Raw genomic sequence first — 20,378 nt, forward strand, 5'->3', positions numbered from 1 at the left:
GCAACCGCCATGCCGATCGAAACCATTCCCGGTACCGATATCCGCTACTACCTCGTCGTGCTCGACGAAAAGGGCACCGAGCGCCCCGACGACCCCGACGGCAGGATGCAGGAGCGCATCGCCCAAGCCATCAACGCCGAACACCCGACGGACGTCTTCACCTTCATTCACGGCTGGAAGGGCGATCTGCCGGCGGCACGGACACAGTACGCCGCGTGGATGTCGACGCTGATGGCGCAAACCGGCGACATCGAGCGCGCAACAACATCGCGCCCCGGCTTCGTTCCGTTGCTGGTCGGCCTGCACTGGCCGAGCTTGCCATTTGGCGAGGAGTCGTTTGGCCGCGCCGAATCGTTCGGCATCGGGGCGGACGACGCGGCCGAAACCGAGATCGATCGGGCCGCCAGGACCATCGCCGAGACGCCCGCCGCTCGCCAGGCCCTGCAAACCATTTTCGCGGCTGCGCAGGCCGGGTACGCACCCGCCTCGCTCCCGGCCGATGTGGCCGCAGCGTATCGGCTGCTCGACCAGGAAGCCGGCCTGGGCGCGAACGGGATCGAAGGTGATCCCGGCGCCGACCGCGAGTCTTTCGACCCGGACGCGGCATATGCACGCGCACTGGAAGAGCCGATCAGTTTCGGCGGCGGGGGGCTGGGCAACGCCTTGCTGTCGCCGCTGGTGCAACTGTCCTTCTGGAAGATGAAGAAGCGCGCAAAGCGCATCGGCGAAAGCGGGGGATTCGCCTTGCTGTCCGCGTTGATGGAGCTGACGAAGGACCGCGACGTGCGCTTCCACCTGATGGGCCACAGCTTCGGCTGCATCGCGGCGTCCGCGTCAGCATGCGGCCCGGCCGACGCCAGGCTGCCGCGACCGGTGCATTCCTTGGTGCTGGTGCAGGGGGCACTTTCGCTCTGGTCGTGCTGTGACAGTTTGCCTGGGTCGCCCACCAAGGCGGGATACTTTCGACGACTCGCCGCGAGCGACGTCGTGGCGGGTGCTGTCGTCACCACGCGCTCCGACCACGACCTGGCCGTCGGCTCGCTCTATCCCGTCGCCGCAGGCATGGCCCGCCAGGTGGATTTCGCGCCCGGTGCGTTCCCCAAGTACGGCGGTGTCGGAACCTTCGGCCTGCGCGGCAGTGGTCTGGATATCGAAGACCTCGACGTGCAGGACCCGGACTTTGCGTACGGCTTCGTGCCCGGGCGCATCTACAACGTCAACTGCAGTCGCGTCATTCGCGAAGGCAGTCCGCCGTCCGGCGCGCACAGCGACATCGCAAGACCCGAGGTCGGGCATCTCGTGTGGGCCGCGGCGATGGGTCCATGAAGCGCTGATGCCACGCGCCTGAGGCCGGGGCAGTTTTGCATCGACAACAATCGGCGCAGAACAGCCGGCGGGCAAAGCCCGCCCCACGACTGCACCGCGTAGGGCGGGCTCCGCCCGCCGGCCCTTCCTGCGATGGCACCGCGTAGGGCGGGCTCCGCCCGCCGGCCCTTCCTGCGATGGCACCGCGTAGGGCGGGCTCCGCCCGCCGGCTCTTCCGCGTCAATGCAACATGTCATCAGAAATCAGGCCCCGCAAACACCCCACGTCACTTGCGCAGCAGTGCCTTCGCCCGTTTCACCACGTTCTCCACGGTGAAGCCGAATTCGCGCTGCAACACCTCGGCCGGTGCGGACGCGCCGAAATGGTCGATGCCGAGTACGTCGCCGCGATCGCCGACGTAGGGACGCCAGCCCTGGGTAGCGCCCATTTCCACGGCCAGCCTGGCCGTGATGTCCGGCGGCAGCACCACATCGCGATAGCTTTGCGGTTGTGCGTCGAACAGATCCCAGCTCGGCATCGACACGCAGCGCACGCTCACGCCGTCAGCCTGCAGCTTGTCGGCGGCGTCCAGGATCAGGCCGACTTCCGAGCCGCTGGCGATGAGGATGAGCGCGGGCTTGCCGTCTTCGGCTTCGCGCAGGATGTACGCGCCCTGGCGCAGGCCATCGGCACTGGCGTGGTTGCTGCGATCGAGCGTCGGCAGCTTTTGTCGGGTGAGCGCGAACAACACGGGTCGCTTGCGCGTTTCCACGGCCACCTTCCACGCCACCGCCGTCTCGTTGGCGTCAGCGGGGCGGATCAGGGTGAGGTTGGGAATTGCGCGCAGGCTGGCCAGCTGTTCGATCGGTTGATGGGTGGGGCCATCCTCGCCCAGCGCGATGCTGTCGTGGGTGAACACGTGCACCACGTGCACGCCCATCAGCGCGGCAAGGCGAATCGCCGGACGCATGTAGTCGGAGAAGATCAGGAAGGTCGAGCCGTACGGAATGAAACCGCCATGCACAGCCAGGCCGTTCACGATCGAGCCCATCGCGTGTTCGCGCACGCCGAAGTGCAGGTTGCGGCCGGCATCGCTCCAGCCGGCGGAATCCGAACCCTGCGTGTCGTCATGCTTGCCGGCCGCGGGGTTGAAATCGCCGAAGCCCTTGAGGTTGGTGAAGGTCGAGGAGTCGAGGTCGGCCGAACCGCCGAACAAGGCGGCAAGCTTCGGCGCGATGGCGTTCATGACCTTGCCACCGGCCTCACGCGTGGCCATGCCCTTGGCATCGGCCAGGAAGGTCGGGATGTCGGCGTCCCAGTCTTTCGGCAATTCGCCACGCAATCGCCGCTCGAGTTCGCTGGCCTGCTCGGGGAACGCCTTGGCGTAGCTGCGCAGGCGGTCATTCCAGTCGGCCTGTGCCTGCGTGCCGCGTTCCAGCGCCTCGCGAAAGTGCTTCAGCGCCGGCTCCGGCACCAGGAACTCGGGCTGCAGGGGCCAGCCCAGGTTTTCCTTGGTGGCCTTGACGTCTTCGGTGCCCAGCGGCGAACCGTGTGCCTTGAAGCTGTCCTGCTTGGGCGAGCCATAGCCGATATGCGTGCGCACCAGGATAAGTGTCGGCCGGGAAGTGTCCGCCACCGCTTCGTCCAGCGCCGCGTCGATGGCCGCGACATCGTTGCCGTCGGCCACCTTGATCGTCTGCCAGCCGTAGGCTTCGAAGCGCTTCGCACGATCCTCGGAGAAAGTGATGTCGGTGCCGGCCGCCAGGGTCACGTAGTTGTCGTCATACAGGCAGACCAGCTTGCCGAGCTTGAGATGCCCGGCCAGCGATGCCGCTTCGGAGGCGACGCCTTCCATCAGGTCGCCATCGCTGACGATGGCCCAGGTGCGATGGTCGATCACGTTGTGGCCGTCGCGATTGTAGGTGGCCGCGAGCTGTGCCTCGCCGATCGCCATGCCGACCGCATTGGCCAGGCCCTGGCCGAGTGGGCCGGTGGTGACTTCCACGCCGGGCGTGTGGCCGTACTCGGGATGTCCGGCGGTCTTGCTGCCCCACTGGCGGAACTGCCTGATGTCGTCCAGCGACACGTCGTAGCCGGTCACGTGCAGCAAGCTGTAGAGCAGGGCGGAGCCGTGCCCGGCGGACAGCACGAAACGGTCGCGGTCCGCCCAGTGCGGATCGGCCGGGTGGTACTTCATGTGCTTCGTCCACAGCACGTAGGCCATCGGCGCCGCATCCAGCGGCAGGCCGGGATGGCCACTGTTCGCCTTCTGCACCATGTCGACCGACAGGAAGCGAAGCGTGTTGATGCATTGCTGGTCGAGGTCTTGGGACATGGTGGTTCTCCGATGTGGGTGAATGACGTATCTCGTGCCCAATCGCGTAGGGCGGGCGGTGCCCGCCGCTGGCTCGACCCGCCAGTCCGACGGCGGGCGCAGCCCGTCCTACGCGATCGCGCGGTCGACGATCTTCTGCGCTTCGTCGAGCAGGCTTTGCAGGTGTTTCTCGTCCTTGAAGCTTTCGGCGTAGATCTTGTAGATCGCTTCGGTGCCCGAGGGTCGCGCGGCAAACCAGCCGCTGGCGGTGATGGCCTTGATGCCGCCGATCGGCTTGTCGTTGCCGGGTGCCTTGTCCAGCACCTGCTCGATCTTCTCGCCGGCGAGCTGGTCGGTCTTGAGCTGATCGGGCGAGAGCTTGGACAACTTCGCCTTCTGCGCCGGCGTGGCAGCGGCCTCGACGCGATTGGCGTATGGCTTGCCGAGCTCGCCGGTCAGTTTGTCGTAGAGCGTGCCCGGGTCGTGGCCTTCGCGCGCGGTGATCTCGGCGGACAACAAGGCCGGCACCAGGCCGTCCTTGTCGGTGATCCACACCGAACCATCGCGGCGCAGCAGCGAAGCGCCCGCGCTCTCCTCGCAGCCGAAGCCGAGCGAGCCGTCGAACAGGCCTTCGGAAAACCATTTGAAGCCGACCGGTACTTCGTACAGCTTGCGCTCGAGGCGCTTCACCACGCGGTCGATCAGCGCCGTGCTGACCACGGTCTTGCCGACGGCGGCACGCTCGCTCCACTGCGGGCGATGCCGGAACAGGTAGTCGATCAGCACCGACAGGTAGTGGTTCGGCTCCATCAGACCGTTGGAGCGGGTGACCACGCCGTGGCGATCGTGATCGGTGTCGCAGGCGAAGGCGACGTCGTATGTGTCCTTCAGGCCGATCAGCCGCTGCATCGCGTACTTCGAGGACGGATCCATGCGGATCTTGCCGTCCCAGTCCACCGTCATGAAGGCGAACTGCGGGTCGACCTCGGCGCTGACCACGGTCAGGTCGAGTTTGTATTGCTCGGCGATGCGTGCCCAATAGTGCACGCCGGCACCACCGAGCGGGTCCACACCCATGTGCACGCCGGCGCTGCGGATCACCTCGAAGTCGATCACGCGGGTCAGGTCCGACACATAGGCATCGAGGAAATCGTGCTCGTGTGTGCTCGCTGCCTTGCGCGCCTGCGCGAACGGCATCCGCTTCACGTCCTTCAGGCCGCCCTCGATCAATGCATTGGCGCGGTTCTCCACCCACTTGGTCACGTCGGTGTCGGCCGGCCCACCGTTGGGCGGGTTGTACTTGAAGCCGCCGTTGTCGGGCGGGTTGTGCGAGGGGGTAATCACGATGCCGTCGGCCAGGCCCGTGGTTCGGCGCTTGTTGTAGACCAGGATCGCGTGCGACACCGCGGGTGTGGGCGTGAACTCGCCGCCCGTTGATACCATCACCTCCACGCCGTTTGCCGCCAATACCTCCAGCGCATTCTCGAACGCCGGTTGCGACAGCGCGTGCGTGTCGCAACCGATGTACAGGGGGCCATCGATGCCCTTGGACTTGCGGTACTCGCAGATCGCCTGGCTGATCGCCAGGATGTGCGCTTCGTTGAAACTGCGCTCCAGCGAGCTGCCGCGATGGCCGGAGGTGCCGAACGCCACGCGCTGCGCAGCGACCGACGGATCGGGCTTCAGGTCAGCATAGGCGGCGAGCAGTTTCGGCACGTCGACCAGGATCGACTTCGGTGCCGGCTTGCCGGCGAGCGGGCTGATTTTCTGGCTCATGGGTTCTCGGGGATGGCGGGGTTGATGTGCATGTACGAAAGCAGCTTTTGTAGGAGCGCACCCTGTGCGCGAACGGCGGGCAACGCCCGCCTGCGAATGGTCGCCAAGAGCAATCGCGCACAGGGTGCGCTCCTACAAAAAAAGGCGTCAGGTGTGACCGTCGCGAAGCTGACGATAACGACGGATAAGCGTATTGGTGGAGCTGTCGTGGCCGAGCTTCGGCTCGTCCTTCGCGGTCAACTCGGCAATCGTCTTTTTGGCCAGCTGCTTGCCCAACTCCACGCCCCACTGATCGAAGGAATCGATGCCCCAGATCACGCCTTGCACGAACACGCTGTGTTCGTACAAGGCGACCAGCGTGCCCAGCACGCGCGGGGTGAGCTTGTGCGCCAGGATGGTGCTGCTGGGGCGATTGCCGACGAAGGTACGATGCGGCACCAGTGCCTCGGCCGTGCCTTCGGCGCGCACTTCGTCGGCCGTCTTGCCGAACGCCAGCGCCTCGCCCTGGGCAATCAGGTTGGCGATCAGCAAGTCGTGCTGCTGGCCCAGCGGGTTCAGGCTTTGCCCGAAACCGATGAAATCGCATGGCACGATGCGCGTGCCCTGGTGGATCAACTGGTAGAACGAATGCTGGCCGTTGGTACCCGGCTCGCCCCAGTAGATCGGCCCGGTGGCGTAATCCACCGCCGTGCCGTCGAGGGTGACGCTCTTGCCGTTGCTCTCCATCGTGAGCTGCTGCAGGTAGGCCGGAAAGCGCTTGAGGTATTGCTCGTAGGGCAGCACCGCGACGGTGGCCGCATCGAGGAAGTTGTTGTTCCAGATCGCCAGCAGGCCCATCAGCACCGGCAGGTTGCGCTCGTACGGCGTATGCCGGAAATGCTCGTCCATCGCGTGGAATCCGGCCAGCATCTCGCGGAAATGCTGCGGGCCGATCGCCAGCATGGTGGACAGGCCGATCGCCGAGTCCATCGAATAGCGCCCACCGACCCAGTCCCAGAAACCGAACATGTGGGCGGTGTCGATGCCGAACTTCTTCACTTCATCCGCGTTGGTGGAAACGGCCACGAAGTGCTTCGCCACTGCCTTGTCATCGCCCAGTGCCTTGATGCACCAGTCGCGCGCGGCGCGCGCGTTGGTCAGCGTTTCCAGCGTGGTGAAGGTCTTGGAGCAGACGATGAACAGCGTCTCGGCCGCGTCGAGGTCGCGGGTGGCCTCGACGAAGTCGGTGCCGTCCACGTTGGAGACGAAGCGGAACGTCATCTCGCGCCTGCTGTAGTCGCGCAGCGCCTCGTACGCCATCACCGGACCGAGGTCGGAACCGCCGATGCCGATGCTGATCACGTTGCGGATGGGTTTGCCGGTATGGCCCAGCCAGCGGCCATCGCGTACGCGGTCGGCGAAGCTGGCCATGCGGTCCAGCACGTCGTGCACGTCGGCCACCACATTGTGACCGTCGACAAGAATCTCTTCATCGCGCGGCGCACGCAGCGCCACGTGGAGCACGGCGCGATCCTCGGTGTGGTTGATGCGCTCGCCGCCGAACATCGCCTCGGTGTGCTGCGGTAACTCGCAGGCGGTGGCCAGCTCGCGCAGCAGGCGCAAGGCCTCGGCGTCGACGCGCTGCTTGGAGTAATCCAGGTACAGGCCCACGGCCTCGACGCTGAAGGTCTCGCCGCGCCTGGGGTCGTCCGCGAACATCTGGCGCAAGTGCTGGTCGCCGAGCGACGCGGCGTGCTGCTGCAACGCCAGCCACGCCGGCTGTCTTCTCAGGGCTGACTGGCTCATCGCATGACCGCTCCCTTGGCCTTGGCATCCAGCGCGCTGGCTTTGTCGGCGATTCGCTGCAGCAGCTGCTTCCAGGATTTCACGAAGGCGTCGGCGCCATCCTTCTGCAGCTTCTGCGCCAGCGCGTCGATGTCGACCCCGGCCTTGCCGATCTTCGCCAGCATTGCGTCGGCATCGCCGCCATCGATCGGCATCACGCCCTCGAGTTTCCCGTGCTCGGCAAACGCATGCAGGGTTTTCTCGGGTATCGTGTTGATCGTGTTGGGGGCGGCCAGCGCGCTGACGTAGAGCGTGTCGGATGCGCTGGGATCCTTGGTGCCGGTGCTGGCCCACAGCAGCCGCTGCGGCCGCGCGCCGGCGGCAGACAGCCTCTGCCAGCGCTCCGAGGCCAGCAGTTCGCGGTAGGCACGATAGGTCTGCTGGCCGACCGCGATGCCGAGCTTGTTGTGCAACTCATCGGGCAACTGCTTGTTGCTGGCCACGTCCCAGCGGCTGATGAACAGCGATGCCACCGAAGCCACGCGCGGGTCGAGCTTGGCGTCGATGCGCCGTTCGATGCCGCGCATGTAGGCCTCGGCTGCCGCCTGGTACTGGGCGCAGGAGAACAGCAAGGTCACGTTGATCGGGATGCCGAGGAAGATCGCCTCCTCGATCGCGGGCACACCCTCCGGGGTGCCGGGAATCTTCACGAACAGGTTGTCGCGCTTGCCGGCGGCGTGGATCTGCCGCGCCGCCGCGATCGAACCGGCCGTGTCGGCGGCCAGCAGGGGCGAGACCTCCATCGACACCCAGCCGTCGACGCTGGCGGTGCGCTGGAACACCGGCGCGAACAGATCGGCGGCCCGGCGCAGGTCTTCCAGCGCCAGCTCGATGAACAACTTCTCGCCTTCCAGCCCGGCCAGCGACTTGGCATGGATGCCGGCATCGTAGGCGTCGCCGCCGCCGATCGCGGCGTCGAAGATGCTGGGGTTGGAGGTCAGGCCGGTGATCGAGTCCTCGCTGATGTAGCGTGCCAACGTGCCGTCATCGAGCAGGGTGCGGGTAATGTTGTCCAGCCACAGGCTCTGGCCGAGATCATGCAGTTGTCGGGTCGGTTTCATGCTTGCTCCGGGAATTTGCTTCTAGGGGTCACGAACGGGTTCACTCGGCTGCCAGCGGGATCGTGGGTGCGCTCGGCAGGAAGTCTTCAAGCTTACGCCCGCGCAGCTCGTCGATGCACGCGATGGCGAGGTCCGGCGCGGGTTCGATGGTCTCGCGCGCGCTGTCGGCGGCGTAGTGTCCCTGGCGCACGAACACGGTGGTCAGACGGTCGCCGAGTTGCTGCTTCATCGCGGCCAGGATCTGCGGCTTGTCATCCACCATCACATAATGCGCAGCGGGGTAGCGTTGCTGCATCGCCACCAGCATGCGTTCCTTGTGCAGGTAGATCAGCACTTCGCCGCGCACGGCGCCCCAGATCCCGGCGTGCTGGATCTTGCGCGGCTGGAAGACCATGTCACCGTCGGAAAGGATCACGGTGGGGGCGAGCCGGCGCAGGTGGTCGATGGTTTCCAGCGCGTGCGGATAGAGGCGGTCGGCGAACGGATACTCCAGCAGGTATTTGGACATCTGCAGCAGCGCCGGCTCATTGTCCAGACCGCTGCGGAAGCGCTGCAGCGCGCCCAGGTAATCGGCATAGCCGAGCTCGTCGCGCAGCTGCTCGTAGATCGACCAGTAGCGATCCCGCTGATCCTCGCCGAACGCCCGCGCCAGGGTATCGCCGAGGTCGTCGCCGAAGCGGTCGTTGTCGAGCAAGGTGTTGTCGACATCGAGCAGGAATACGAGGGCAGCCGCTTCGCTCACGACTTGGGCTCCATCACCGGATTGTGCCATCCGCCATCGGCGGCAATCAGGTCGTCGGCCTGCTTCGGCCCCCAGCTGCCGGGGCGATACGGGATGGCCTTGTGATGCTTCTCCAGCACCGGGTCGACCACCACCCACGCGGCCTCGACCGATTCCTCGCGGGTGAACAGCGCGCCATCACCGGCCATCGCATCGCCGAGAAGACGTTCGTACGGCGTCTCCTCACCCGTCTGCTCATCCATCAGGAGCAATTCGCGCTGGTCGCCGATGAACTCCTTGCCCACCCGCTTGACCCTGGCCGCCAGCGCCATCGCCGTGTTGGGCGAGAGCCGGAAGCGCAAATAGTTGGCGCGACCTGCAGTGGTGGCGGCATCGTCGAACAGTTTCTGCGGCGGCGGCTTCAGCTCGACCACGATCTCGGCCACCGTCTCGGCCAGGCATTTGCCCGAACGCAAATACCAGGGCACGCCGCCCCAGCGCCACGAGTCGATGAACAGGCGCAACGCGCAATAGGTTTCCACATCCGATCCCTTGGCCACGCCCGGCTCCTTGCGATAGCCGCGGTACTGGCCGCGCACCAGGTCGTCGGCGCTGAGCGGACGCATGGCGTGGAACACCTTGGTCTTCTCCGCCTGCACCGCGCCGTAGTTCTGCGACGCGGGCGCCTCCATCGCCAGCAGCGCCACGATCTGCATCAGGTGATTCTGGATCACGTCGCGCAGGCAACCGGCGCCATCGTAGAACGCACCGCGGCCCTTCACGCCAAACTGCTCGGCCAGCGTCACCTCCACGCTGGCAATGTGGTTGCGGTTCCAGATCGGCTCCAGGAACGAATTGGCGAAGCGGAAGTAGAGGATGTTCATGATCGCTTCCTTGCCCAGGAAGTGATCGATGCGGAAGATCGAGTCGTCCGGAAACACCGAGGCCAGCACCTTGTTCAGCGCACGCGCCGAAGCCAGGTCATGGCCGAACGGTTTCTCCACCACCACCCGCGCGTGCCTGGCGCAACCGGCATCCTGCAGCCCTTCGACCACGGTGCCGAACAGGCTGGGCGGGATCGCCAGGTAGTGCAGCGGGCGCTTGGCCTTGCCCAGCGCCTTTTTCAGCTGCACGAAGGTTTCCGGATCGGTGTAGTCGCCGTCGACGTACTGCAGGCGCTCGGCCAGCTTGTCGAACACCGCCTTGTCGAACTTCTCGCCATGATCCCTGGCCGCCTGCTTCACGCTGTCGCGCGCGCGCTTGCGCAACTGCCTCACGTTCCAGCCCGAGTGCGCCACGCCTATGATCGGCACATCCAGATCGCCATCCCGCGTCATCGCCTGCAGCGCCGGGAAGATCTTCTTGTAGGCAAGGTCGCCAGTGGCGCCAAAAAATACCAGGGCATCCGAGCGGGGCAGGGCCATGGGGTGGTGTTCTCCATTTCGGGGTGGGACAGCATCGTCGTCTGCACGGCGATCACGAAGGCGCGACGGCGCACAATCACGCCAGCAGTCCGGAGACTTGCTCCGGCGAGCGTGCACGCAGACAGGTTAAGGCGATGCATAAGACGCTGCCGGCAAGCTTCACGCCGGCGTGCGGCACGCGTTCGGCCGCGGATGCGCGTCGGCTCCAACCACTCCATGTACCCGAGCGGTCGCGCGTTGCTCACAGCAATGAATCATCGCCGGGCCGGCCGCGCTTGCCGCGTTTGCGCTGGCGGTTGCTCCACCAGCGCAGCAAGCCATAAGACAGTCGCACTTTTTCCTGGCCCACCGGCAGGTCCGCGCGGGCGAAGATCCACGATGATTTGCTGAACGCCACCTGCTGTGACGGATACACGCTGCGATGGCCGATCACGAGATAGGCCGCCACGCAGGCACCGGCGACATACAAGGTCGAGTCCGCGCCAAACAACTCCACCCCCATCAGGATCGCCGCCATCGGCGCATTGGAGGCCGAGGCCACCACGGCGACCAGTCCCACCGCGGCGCCGAGCGCCGGCTGCAGCCCGAACAGATGCGCGAGCGCGCCGCCCAGCACCGCGCCGATCACGAACTGCGGTGTCACGATACCGCCGTAGAACCCCGAGCCCAGCGTGATCGCCACCAGCAGCGCCTTCCACAGGAAACCGAGATACGGCATCGGCTCCCCGCCCAGCGCGCGCTCCATCAGCGGCAGGCTGAGCCCGAGATAATCGGTCGGCACCACCAGAATCAACAAGGCCAGCACCACCGCGCCCAGCACCGGCACCAGCGGCGGCCACAAGGCGAAGCGGTGCTGAAGGGTGGCGAACGCGCGCTTGATCCGCTGCAGCAGTTCCACGAACGTCCACGCCGCCGCGCCGCACAGAATGCCGATCAGCACCGTTTTCAGGAACAACAGTTCGGTGAACTCACTGACGAAGGCAATGTGATAGACCGGATACGGCACCCCCAGGTACTTGCTGACCTGGAACGCGGTAACGCCCGCGACGATGCCGGGGAACAGGAAGTCATGGCGGATGCGGCCGATCGCCAGCATCTCCACGCCGTAGATCGCCCCCGCGATCGGCGTGCCGAACACGCTGGCAAAACCGGCACTCACGCCACACGCCAACAAGCGCTTGCGCAACTCCTGGTTGAGATGCAGCGTGCGACCGATGCCCGCCGCCAGACTGGCCCCGATATGCGAGCACGGCCCTTCCTTGCCGGCCGACCCGCCACACCCCAGGGTGATCACGGCCGCCAGCGGCTTGATCCACAAGGTGCGGAACGGCATCTTGCCCTGCTGCTCGTTCACCGCGACGATTGGCGAATCCTTGAACCCGCTGCGGCTCAACCGATAGCCGTAATGCAACAGCAGGCCGTTGGCCAGTCCACCACCAAGCAGCAGCGCAAACTGCGCCCACCATGAAATGTCGTAGGTACGCCCTGCCGTGGCGAACAGCGCGCGCAGAAAGATGGTGCAGCCCACCCCGACCACCGCGCCGGTGATCGTCGACAACACCAGCCATTGCACCACGGTCGCCAGCATCACGAGTGGTTCGGCGAGACGTGGGCGCGGCATGGGGGGTTCGATCCAGATGGCTGATTAACACGCCATTGTAGACCCGTCCTTGCGCCCCGCTCAGCCCGTTCGCCGTCAAACTGAATCGCCCCGTGTTTCGTAGACACCTTGCAGCCATAATCCACGGCAGCAGCAGGAGTGTCTATGAGCAGCAAGCGGTATACGGAAGAGTTCAAGATTGAGGCGGTCAAGCAAGTGACGGACCGCGGCCATTCGGTCGCCGATGTTGCCGGCCGGCTGGGGGTGTCGATCCACAGTCTCTACGCATGGCGCAAGCAGTGCGGCAAGTCGGGTCCCGTGCAGGGGACAGCGGCGGGCGAGGCGGAGGAGCTTCGCCGCCTCAAGTCGGAGCTTCGCAGGGTGACGGAGGAGCGCGACATTCTAAAAAAAGCCGCGGCGTACTTTGCCAAGCAGTCCGGGTGAGGTACGCCTTTATGCGCCACCATGAGCGGGAGTTCCGGGTGCGCAGCATGTGCCGGGTGCTGGGCGTGCACCCCAGCGGGTACTACGCATGGCGCCGTGCGCCGCTATCAACACGGGCTCGGGACGATCGACGCGTACTCGGACTGATCAAGCAGTCCTGGCTGGAGAGCGGCAGCGTCTATGGCTACCGCAAGATCACCCGGGACCTGCGTGATCTGGGTGAGCGCTGCGGCAAGCATCGGGTCGCCCGGCTGATGCGCGGGGAAGGTCTGCGGGCACAGGTCGGCTATCGCCGCCGCCCGGGCATGCGCGGGGGCAAGTCGGCCGTAGTGGCCGACAACCACCTGGCGCGGCAGTTCAACCCTGTCGTGGCCAATCGCGCTTGGGTCACCGACATCACCTATATCCGCACGCACGAAGGTTGGTTGTACCTGGCGGCGGTGATGGACTTGTACTCGCGCAAGATCGTGGGCTGGGCCATGGGATCGACGATGCACACCGACCTGGTGTTGCAGGCGTTGATGATGGCGGTATGGCGGCGCAAGCCACCGGCCGGCTTGCTCGTGCACTCCGATCAGGGAACCCAGTTTACCGGCCACGACTGGCAGGACTTCCTCAAGGCCCATGGCTTGGTCAGCAGCATGAGCCGGCGTGGCAACTGTCATGACAACGCCGTCCCCCTCTGTCACGATAGTTGTCCGCTCTTTTGATACCTGCCCTGAGGGGGCGAGAGGAGCACAACCATGACCCGTTACAGCGCCGAGTTCAAAGAGCAGATGGTCCGCAAGATGATGCCACCGAACAACCAGAGCGTCGCCAGCATCCACCGGGAGACCGGCATCTCCAACCCGAGCCTGTACGCTTGGAAACGTCATTTCCAGGAAAAAGGATACGTCGTGCCTGCCAAGACTTCCCCGCCCGACGGTTGGGACAACAGAGCCAAATTGGCCGCCGTGATCGAGACGGCCCTGATGAACGAGGCCGAGCGTTCGACCTACTGCCGCGAGCGGGGTTTGTACGTAGAGCAGCTCGATAGGTGGAAGTCAGCCTTCGAGCAACCGGGCGGCGCCGGCACGGTCGTCAGCCCGGCGATGTTGGCCGCAGAGCGCAAGAAGACACGTGCGCTGGAAAAGGAGCTTCATCGCAAGAACAAGGCGCTGGCGGAGGCGGCCGCGTTGCTGACGTTGTCAAAAAAAGCCCAGGCCATCTGGGGCACCGACGAGGACGCTTGATTCCCGAGTCGATGAAACAGATGGCCATCGTATTGATTGATGAGGCGTTCGGCGCCGGAGCGCGTCAATGCAAGGCGTGTGAGGTGCTCGGCCTCACCAGCCGTACGCTGCGTCGATGGCGGCGTGCCGACAGCCTGCAAGACCGGCGCAAGGGGGCACCGCGCACCTGTCCACACGCGTTGACCGACGAGGAGAAGCAAACCATCGTGACGACCTGCAACCTGCCGCAATACCAGAGTTTGCCGCCGGGCCAGATCGTTCCGCGCCTTGCCGACGAGGGTATCTGGCAGGGCTCGGAGTCCAGCTTCTACCGGGTGCTTGCCGAGTACGATCAGTGCCACCGACGGGGCCGCGCCAAGGCGCCGCGCAACGTCGCCAAGCCCAAGGCGTTGGCGGCAGAGATAGCCAATCAGGTGTGGTCGTGGGACATCACCTACCTGCCTACCGCTGTACGTGGCCAGTTCTACCGGCTGTACATGGTGCTGGATATCTACAGCCGGAAAATCGTCGGCTGGGAAATCCACGGCGAAGAGCTGGCCAGCCACGCCGCCGTGCTCATCGACAAGACCTGCCGGCGCGAGCGCATCGCCAAGAATCAGCTGGTACTGCACGCCGACAACGGCGGTCCGATGAAAGGCGCCACCATGCTGGCCACCCTGCAGAAACTGGGCGTGGTGTCGTCTTTCAGTCGACCCTCCGTCAGTGACGACAACCCGTACTCCGAGGCCATGTTCCGCACCCTGAAATACATCCCGGCATGGCCAAAGCAGCCCTTCCAAAGCCTGGATGAAGCGCGCCAATGGGTGCAGACCTTCGTCACCTGGTACAACACCGAGCACCGCCACAGCGGCATCCGCTTCGTGACCCCGCAGCAGCGCCATCAAGGCCTCGACAAGACTATCCTCACCGCACGCACCAGCGTCTACGAGCAAGCCAAGGCCAAACATCCGAACCGCTGGCGCGGTCGAGCCGTGCGCAACTGGACACCTGTCGGAACCGTGCTGCTCAACCCGGATCGAGAGTCACCTACCGCAGCCGAACCTGACCGTCTGGCTGCATGATTGAGCGGACAACTTCGTTGACAAATACCGCCGTCGCCGAGAGCTTCTTCCAGCTGCTCAAGCGCGAACGCATCCGGCGCCGGATCTACACCACCCGCGATGAGGCCAGATCCGATGTCTTCCACTACATCGAGATGTTCTACAACGTCCGCAGGCAGCACGGCCACAACGACGGGCTGCCTCCGGTAGAGTTCGAAAAGCGACAATCAGTTTGAGGCTTCGGGGTGTCTACAGAAGCCGGGGCGATTCAGGGTTTTTCTACAGCTTCAACGCTTGAGTTAAGCGGCGGCGAAGCCGTCCGCCTTGAACGAATTGTTAGGCCCCGCGCCGGATGAGTGAGAAATTTGCATCACGGCGAACAGAAGCCAGTTGGATTTTAGCTGCAGCAATCTGCTCATCTGACCAAGCGGCACCCTCCCGCCAGTAGCGTGACTTTAGCCCGAGCCGACTGGCCAATGACGGGTTGAACTGCTTAGAGAGGATCGCGGCCTGCTCCCAGAGGTGAGCGATGTGATGCTCTTGAACCGGATCTTTGACGCCGCCGGCAGCCAGGCCAGCGTAATACCCCTCAGTCTCATGGAAGGCGTCAGATAAGGCGACCCGGGCGGCTTGGCGCTGCTCTTTGTTGAAGCGCCGATCATCGCTCAGCACTTGCAGATAGCCGATCACTGCCGCAGCCAAAATTGCAATGTCCATCGACTGACTTTCCAAGGGGCCTAACGCCTGAGCTCAGCCGCCGACAGCCCGCGTAGCGGGATGGCGGTCGGCTGCAGCGAATTGTTCGGTGTCTGTATCATCACGCGGGCAATACTCTAGTTGTAAAGCTGGGATAAGCAACAGCCACGTCATCTAGAATCTTGTTTGTCAGTACGATAGCGTCGCTGACAGTGTCGGGCAAAGAGTGTTGCTCAGGATAACGATGCATCCGGTGTAGCGGGTTACCGCACGTATTGAACGAAGACTCTCGAACTGGCCCCCACGAACCATGTACGTACCCCGACGTCCACGAATAATAGGCATCATACAAGTCCTTGCATCCCGCTTTCTCGCTGAGCTTCCTCAAGTCGAGGCCGCTCCAACTGCCAAGCTCGATGCTCAAAAATTCCTCCCAAATATCTTCACCGGCAATTTGCTCAAGCCACTGGATGTCGATGTACTTTGGCGGCGCAATGTCGGTATCGAAACGCAGGGCGTTCAACTTGGCTTGTCCAGAGCCATAGGCGCGCCATTTCTTCCAGATTGATTCATCATCCTTATGCAGGAGATAGTGGATGCTGACGTATGCCTCAAGCAGCGTGCGTAGACCTAAACGCCCTAAAATCCCGGTGCCAATTCCAATACCTAACAGCTCATCAGCTATTCTTAGTGCGTAGAAAGCGATACCAAACACAGCATCATGACGAGCATCAATGGCAGTTGTTGAATGCGTTTCCTGCCAATGCTCTTCAAGGTCGCTCTGTACGTCAGAAATCGTCGCTCGTGAAACTAACGCTGGCGGTTGTGTTATTGCGGGACCTTCATTTAGTACGAGGCATGGCGTATTGAGCCATGCAGTTTGCCAGAACGAGTTCGCCCACGTTGTATCAGGTGGCTCCATTGTGGTTGGAGCAATCTCCGCTGATCTTATGCTTGGGCGAACCGAACGTTGGTCTCCGACGTCCGGGTACCCAACAAGATTGTCGAGCATTTCACGAGGCATACGAAATTTACCGGATGCCACTTGAGCCATCAATTTAATCCAACGGCAATCGGTTGCCTCCTGCGATTGGTGCCATAGGTTTTTACCGACTGCATCCATGAGTAATTCTATGTTCGGTGGCGTCTCCGGGATATTAGCCATCCAATCTTCGGCGGCCGGAAGGTCGCCAAATAATCTGAGTATGGCAAGACTCTCTGAAACAGATGCGTCGTTTGTAATGACCCGGATTAGTTGAATCCTTAAACTGCGGTCAAGCTTTGCAATTCCGGTGTGCGTAATATTCGATAGCTCATCGCATCGTTCATGTTTGCCGATGAAGTTTATTATCCTACGAAACTGCGAAAGTGCGAACTCTTGGCCATTTATGGATCGGATTATTACTGCCCAAAGCATCTCGGGCATACGTTCATTCGTCCATGATGAGAACGAAAACTTGCCTTCAATCATGCCTTCGAGTTGAGCGAATGGTGGCAGTAGCTTCTTCTTGACGTGGGAGTGGCCGGATAGCGGTGTGCGGTTCTTTCCGCTACGTGACTTCCTTCTATTCTTACTCTTGGGCATGTGCTAAGACACCGAACGCTGGAGTTAAGCGGCGGCGCAGCCGTCCGCCTTGAACGAATTGTTAGGCCGCAGCGAGTTCCCGGCGCGCCCGAAAGAAACGGTAAAGCAGCACGCCACCGGCAGCGACCAGCCCGGTGCCGACATACCCACCCAGTGCACAGAGGCCGCCGGCTGACGCCGAGCAAAAGCCCCAAGCGCCGATGAGTGCAGCCGGAATGTAACCCCCGACCGCGAGTGCCAAAGACGCAGCCGCGAACCGGACTGCAGTCGCAGCTGAGAGCCGGGAAGCCATCTGCACGAAGCGCCAAAGTGTCACGACGACACCCGACCAGAATGCAATGAGGCCAGTGGTGTATGCGAGCGCGAATAGACTTTCCATGCGGCCTAACGCTTGAGTTGAGCGGCGGCGTAGCCGTCCGCCTCGAACGAGTGGTTAGGGCCCGACGCGCGACGCCAAACGAAGAAGAACGCCAGCGCGCCAGCGAAGCCATGTAGCCCGAAGCACACAACACTTTGTGCGTAATTGAGCCAGCCATAGAAAGTCTTTTGGCCGTTGATAACAAAGTCTACTGGTGTGCCGTACCAGTTACCTGCCGACGAAAATCCAGCGTACTCGGACCAACCATAGACCGCTACCGGGAGCGCCGCAACGACCAAACCGATTGTGCCGAGGGACCACCAAGACAAGTACTTGAAGTGCCGAAGGAGCAGAAGCGAAGGAATGCCAACGACGACGACGACCGGCGACGCGAGGACCGCAGCAAACAGAGGAAGACCAAAGAAATCGCCTGGAGAGACAGGGCCGCCAGCTATAAGTGCTGGCAAAAGGAACCACGCAAACAGAACGAAGGGTTGGATAGCGATTGCTGCAGCAGTGGCGAGCAAGAGTGCTTTCATGGGCCCTAACGCTGGAATTGAGCGGCGGCGAAGCCGTCCGCCTCGAATGAGTGGTTAGGCCGCGGTTGCGGTAGGCGGGGACTCCTGCGTCGCCGCCTGACCCGCCGCCCGATGAAGTAGTATTGTAATTTCTCCAATGCCAATGCCCGCTTCTGCCGAGGCTTGTGCCAGCTTAGACCAAGGTACGCTGTCGTTGGCGAAGAGCAATAATACCAGTATGCGGTAGCCCCGTTCTTGCATGGTCTTGAGGTTGCGAAGGTCTTTAATTAGGTGCTCAAGGCTCACCCGGCACTCCACCTCCACAGCTGCGTTATTGCTCTCATGTCCGCCGGGGATATGTAAGATGAAGTCTGGATTGATGGGCGGGAAGTCGGGGTGGCCGCGCTTATCTGGCTCGCCGGTGAGTGTGAGTTGGGAATCGTGCAAGGCGAGACGTAATTGGTGAAAAAGCTCGTAGCAATAAACACGCTCACGCTTGATGGGGCGATCCCTGCCCGCAATACGCAGCAAGAAATATGATTCTCCAATAGCGCGGGTAGCTTGTTCTAATGTTTCTAGCATTGCCATGACCTGCGGCCTAATGAATAGTTAAGCGCCGGCGGCATGCCGTCTGCTTGAGCGCCATATTAGATCGCCCTGACCATGGGATGTTCACTGCAGAAAATCCACGCAATGATCTAATACATAGGTGTGCAAGATTTGCGCGCGATTTTCCACCATTTTGGGTGAGTCAGGCTCCGGTAAAGCCTTCGCTAACTTTACATCTGCATTGTAAAAGCGGATTACTAGGTCACGTAGCCCTTGCGCAAGTTTGCCGCAAGACTCTGATGATGCGCTCGGTGATTGCTTGCATTGAGCCCAGATATCGTCAAGCACTTCGTCAGGCTTCATCCCCTGAGCACGATCATGGACGACGGTGTACGCCGTAAGGCCTAGTAAGGCGCACTTATCACTTTGCGATGCTTCCGGCGATGCCCACCGTTGCGCGCTTGCCGCGAATGGCGAAGCCACTAACAGCATGATTCCCACCCATTTGTGTTTCATTCGCCCCCCTTTTGGTTAAAGATCACACGTGCAAATTCGCAGCTCGATGATTTGCGTTTCCGAGCTGAAGTTACGGCCTAACGCTGGAGTTAAGCGGCGGCGTAGCCGTCCGCCTTGAACGAATTGTTAGCTCAATTACTGCCTATTGTCTCGGACTTCTTGGGTTGAGAAGTATTTTCGGCGAAGGCCTCGATGGTTATTTGATCTTTACCTGGACCGTAATGCATAACCACCGACCACGGCTGGGGTACTTCATCAGCAAGGATTGGTAGGTAGCCCGGGGGCTGCGTGGGCTCAATTTTTGGTTTGGGCGAACCCTTGAATTCATCGGACTGAGCCATCGACTTAATTGCGTAAAGGTATCCAATTGCTTGGGCACGAGCGCTTAGAAATGTACGATCAAGCAGCTTATCTTTCCTTGCCGATCCGCATGCTGTCAGCAACAGTACAATCAAAATTGTTGAGATTAAACGCATGGTGTCCCTTCCATCGATAGTATGTGTTTGAGAGCTAACGCAGAGGTAAGCGGCGGCGGTACGCCGTCCGCTTGACCGCCGTGTTAGACGGCGGAAGCTGACGGTGCCGCGTGATTGAACGAAGCCTTGATGCCATGAGTGCAGGCTACCCGGAGATGGAACACAACACGATTGCGTTGGGAGCAGCCGAAGCGGCTCTGATGGTGAGGAAGGCCGTGAACGTGGCGCGGCCGCCAACAACCCTGTGAAGCAAATGAAACGCTCCGCCGACTAACGCTCAAGTTAAGCCGAATTGCAGCGCGTAGCTGACAACATGGCAAGCTTTATCGGCCATGTTGTTGGCGTAGCGATGCAATTTCGGCTTGAACGCACTGTTAGGCGGCGCTTTGCAGTGCATAACGAACCGCCCAATAGAGAATGTACGAAAGCCCGACCAGTGTGAGGATGATGCTGGAATAGCGGACTACTTTATTGGGGCGCGGGGCTGGGATTGCTTGAACAAGTTCTGCTAGTCCGTCGTCACTCTTTGGCAGCCATGAAATTTGGCTCCACACCGTTGGCTCCTGATACAAGTACGAGATCGTGACTTGCTCTTTCGGTGCGAGAGTTGGAATTAATATCTCAAACGTCCCGGAAGGACTGAACTCAAAGGTGTAATGCATTGGCGGAACAACCTGGACATTTACACTGGCCAGAGGCACACCGTGGGGTACGCGTACGTTAGGTGCAGATTTTTTACCGGCGTTCTGAAGCACGACGCTGTGCATGTGCGTCTGGGGCGCGTTGTTTTTGGGAAAGGCCGCGACATGCCCAATGTACGTCACTAAGCGCGACTTGCCCTCCAAGTAATGCTTAATGAGTGCCGCGACAATTAGCGACAGGAGTGGTGCGGAGATCTTTGCTACTAGGTCAATGTCCATAGAATTCCCCTGTGCCGCC

Annotated in this window: 15 protein-coding genes and 3 pseudogenes; 4 read left to right on the plus strand and 14 right to left on the minus strand. The window is 62.3% G+C overall.

All coding sequences use genetic code 11. From position 1 onward, the window contains the following. Positions 1–9 precede the first annotated feature (9 nt). Positions 10–1,326 (plus strand): hypothetical protein, encoded by a 1,317-nt coding sequence (locus tag AC0L58_RS15835; RefSeq protein WP_473685104.1) that lies wholly within the window; start codon positions 10–12, stop codon positions 1,324–1,326. Positions 1,327–1,591: 265 nt separating this feature from the next. On the opposite strand, the gene tkt is transcribed toward AC0L58_RS15835, so the two are convergent. The 7 genes from tkt to AC0L58_RS15870 all read right to left on the minus strand — a co-directional run bounded on the left by tkt (position 1,592) and on the right by AC0L58_RS15870 (position 12,046). Continuing rightward, the gene (gene tkt / locus AC0L58_RS15840; RefSeq protein ID WP_473685106.1) at positions 1,592–3,640 is read right to left on the minus strand and encodes a transketolase; all 2,049 of its coding nucleotides are present in this window, start codon (positions 3,638–3,640) and stop codon (positions 1,592–1,594) included. A gap of 108 nt (positions 3,641–3,748) precedes the next feature. Next, positions 3,749–5,395 (minus strand): phosphoglucomutase (alpha-D-glucose-1,6-bisphosphate-dependent), encoded by a 1,647-nt coding sequence (pgm, locus tag AC0L58_RS15845; RefSeq protein ID WP_473685108.1) that lies wholly within the window; start codon positions 5,393–5,395, stop codon positions 3,749–3,751. Positions 5,396–5,542: 147 nt separating this feature from the next. Then, on the minus strand, positions 5,543–7,180 hold the full coding sequence (pgi, locus tag AC0L58_RS15850; protein ID WP_473685110.1) for a glucose-6-phosphate isomerase: 1,638 nt from the start codon (positions 7,178–7,180) through the stop codon (positions 5,543–5,545). Continuing rightward, a complete protein-coding gene (gene tal / locus AC0L58_RS15855) occupies positions 7,177–8,280 on the minus strand; it encodes a transaldolase (protein WP_473685112.1) in 1,104 nt (367 codons plus the stop codon). Before tal ends, pgi begins: the two co-directional genes overlap by 4 nt. A gap of 40 nt (positions 8,281–8,320) precedes the next feature. After that, positions 8,321–9,022 carry an HAD family hydrolase gene (locus tag AC0L58_RS15860; RefSeq protein ID WP_473685114.1) on the minus strand — a complete coding sequence of 234 codons (702 nt, stop codon included), beginning with the start codon at positions 9,020–9,022 and terminating at the stop codon, positions 8,321–8,323. After that, on the minus strand, positions 9,019–10,425 hold the full coding sequence (gene zwf, locus AC0L58_RS15865) for a glucose-6-phosphate dehydrogenase (RefSeq protein ID WP_473685116.1): 1,407 nt from the start codon (positions 10,423–10,425) through the stop codon (positions 9,019–9,021). The genes AC0L58_RS15860 and zwf overlap by 4 nt, the downstream gene beginning before the upstream one ends. Positions 10,426–10,666: 241 nt before the next feature. Continuing rightward, positions 10,667–12,046, minus strand: coding sequence for a chloride channel protein (locus AC0L58_RS15870; RefSeq protein WP_473685118.1), 1,380 nt, complete (start codon positions 12,044–12,046; stop codon positions 10,667–10,669). Between the two features lie 144 nt (positions 12,047–12,190). On the opposite strand from AC0L58_RS15870, the pseudogene AC0L58_RS15875 reads away from it, so the two are divergent. The 3 pseudogenes from AC0L58_RS15875 to AC0L58_RS15885 form a co-directional block, all read left to right on the plus strand. Beyond that, positions 12,191–13,146 (plus strand): annotated as a pseudogene (locus AC0L58_RS15875) (IS3 family transposase); the annotation flags it as partial. A 66-nt stretch (positions 13,147–13,212) separates the two neighbouring features. Then, positions 13,213–14,762: pseudogene (locus tag AC0L58_RS15880) on the plus strand (IS3 family transposase). A gap of 26 nt (positions 14,763–14,788) precedes the next feature. Next, a pseudogene (locus tag AC0L58_RS15885) lies at positions 14,789–14,977 on the plus strand (IS3 family transposase); the annotation flags it as partial. 100 nt (positions 14,978–15,077) lie between these two features. Here AC0L58_RS15885 and AC0L58_RS15890 read toward each other — a convergent pair. The 7 genes from AC0L58_RS15890 to AC0L58_RS15920 all read right to left on the minus strand — a co-directional run bounded on the left by AC0L58_RS15890 (position 15,078) and on the right by AC0L58_RS15920 (position 20,359). Then, complete coding sequence (locus AC0L58_RS15890) at positions 15,078–15,458, minus strand: hypothetical protein (RefSeq protein ID WP_473685120.1); 381 nt, start codon at positions 15,456–15,458, stop codon at positions 15,078–15,080. A gap of 100 nt (positions 15,459–15,558) precedes the next feature. Beyond that, positions 15,559–16,908, minus strand: coding sequence for a DUF5677 domain-containing protein (locus tag AC0L58_RS15895; protein WP_473685122.1), 1,350 nt, complete (start codon positions 16,906–16,908; stop codon positions 15,559–15,561). 498 nt (positions 16,909–17,406) lie between these two features. Then, on the minus strand, positions 17,407–17,919 hold the full coding sequence (locus AC0L58_RS15900) for a hypothetical protein (protein ID WP_473685124.1): 513 nt from the start codon (positions 17,917–17,919) through the stop codon (positions 17,407–17,409). Positions 17,920–17,973: 54 nt separating this feature from the next. Beyond that, positions 17,974–18,486, minus strand: coding sequence for a hypothetical protein (locus tag AC0L58_RS15905; RefSeq protein WP_473685126.1), 513 nt, complete (start codon positions 18,484–18,486; stop codon positions 17,974–17,976). 84 nt (positions 18,487–18,570) lie between these two features. Continuing rightward, the gene (locus tag AC0L58_RS15910) at positions 18,571–18,963 is read right to left on the minus strand and encodes a hypothetical protein (RefSeq protein ID WP_473685128.1); all 393 of its coding nucleotides are present in this window, start codon (positions 18,961–18,963) and stop codon (positions 18,571–18,573) included. A gap of 131 nt (positions 18,964–19,094) precedes the next feature. Next, entirely contained in the window at positions 19,095–19,439 is a 345-nt protein-coding gene (locus AC0L58_RS15915) for a hypothetical protein (protein ID WP_473685130.1), read from the minus strand. Between the two features lie 374 nt (positions 19,440–19,813). Further along, the gene (locus AC0L58_RS15920; RefSeq protein ID WP_473685132.1) at positions 19,814–20,359 is read right to left on the minus strand and encodes a hypothetical protein; all 546 of its coding nucleotides are present in this window, start codon (positions 20,357–20,359) and stop codon (positions 19,814–19,816) included. Positions 20,360–20,378 lie beyond the last annotated feature (19 nt).

It is taken from the genome of Rhodanobacter sp. G2-10 (genome assembly GCF_055809185.1).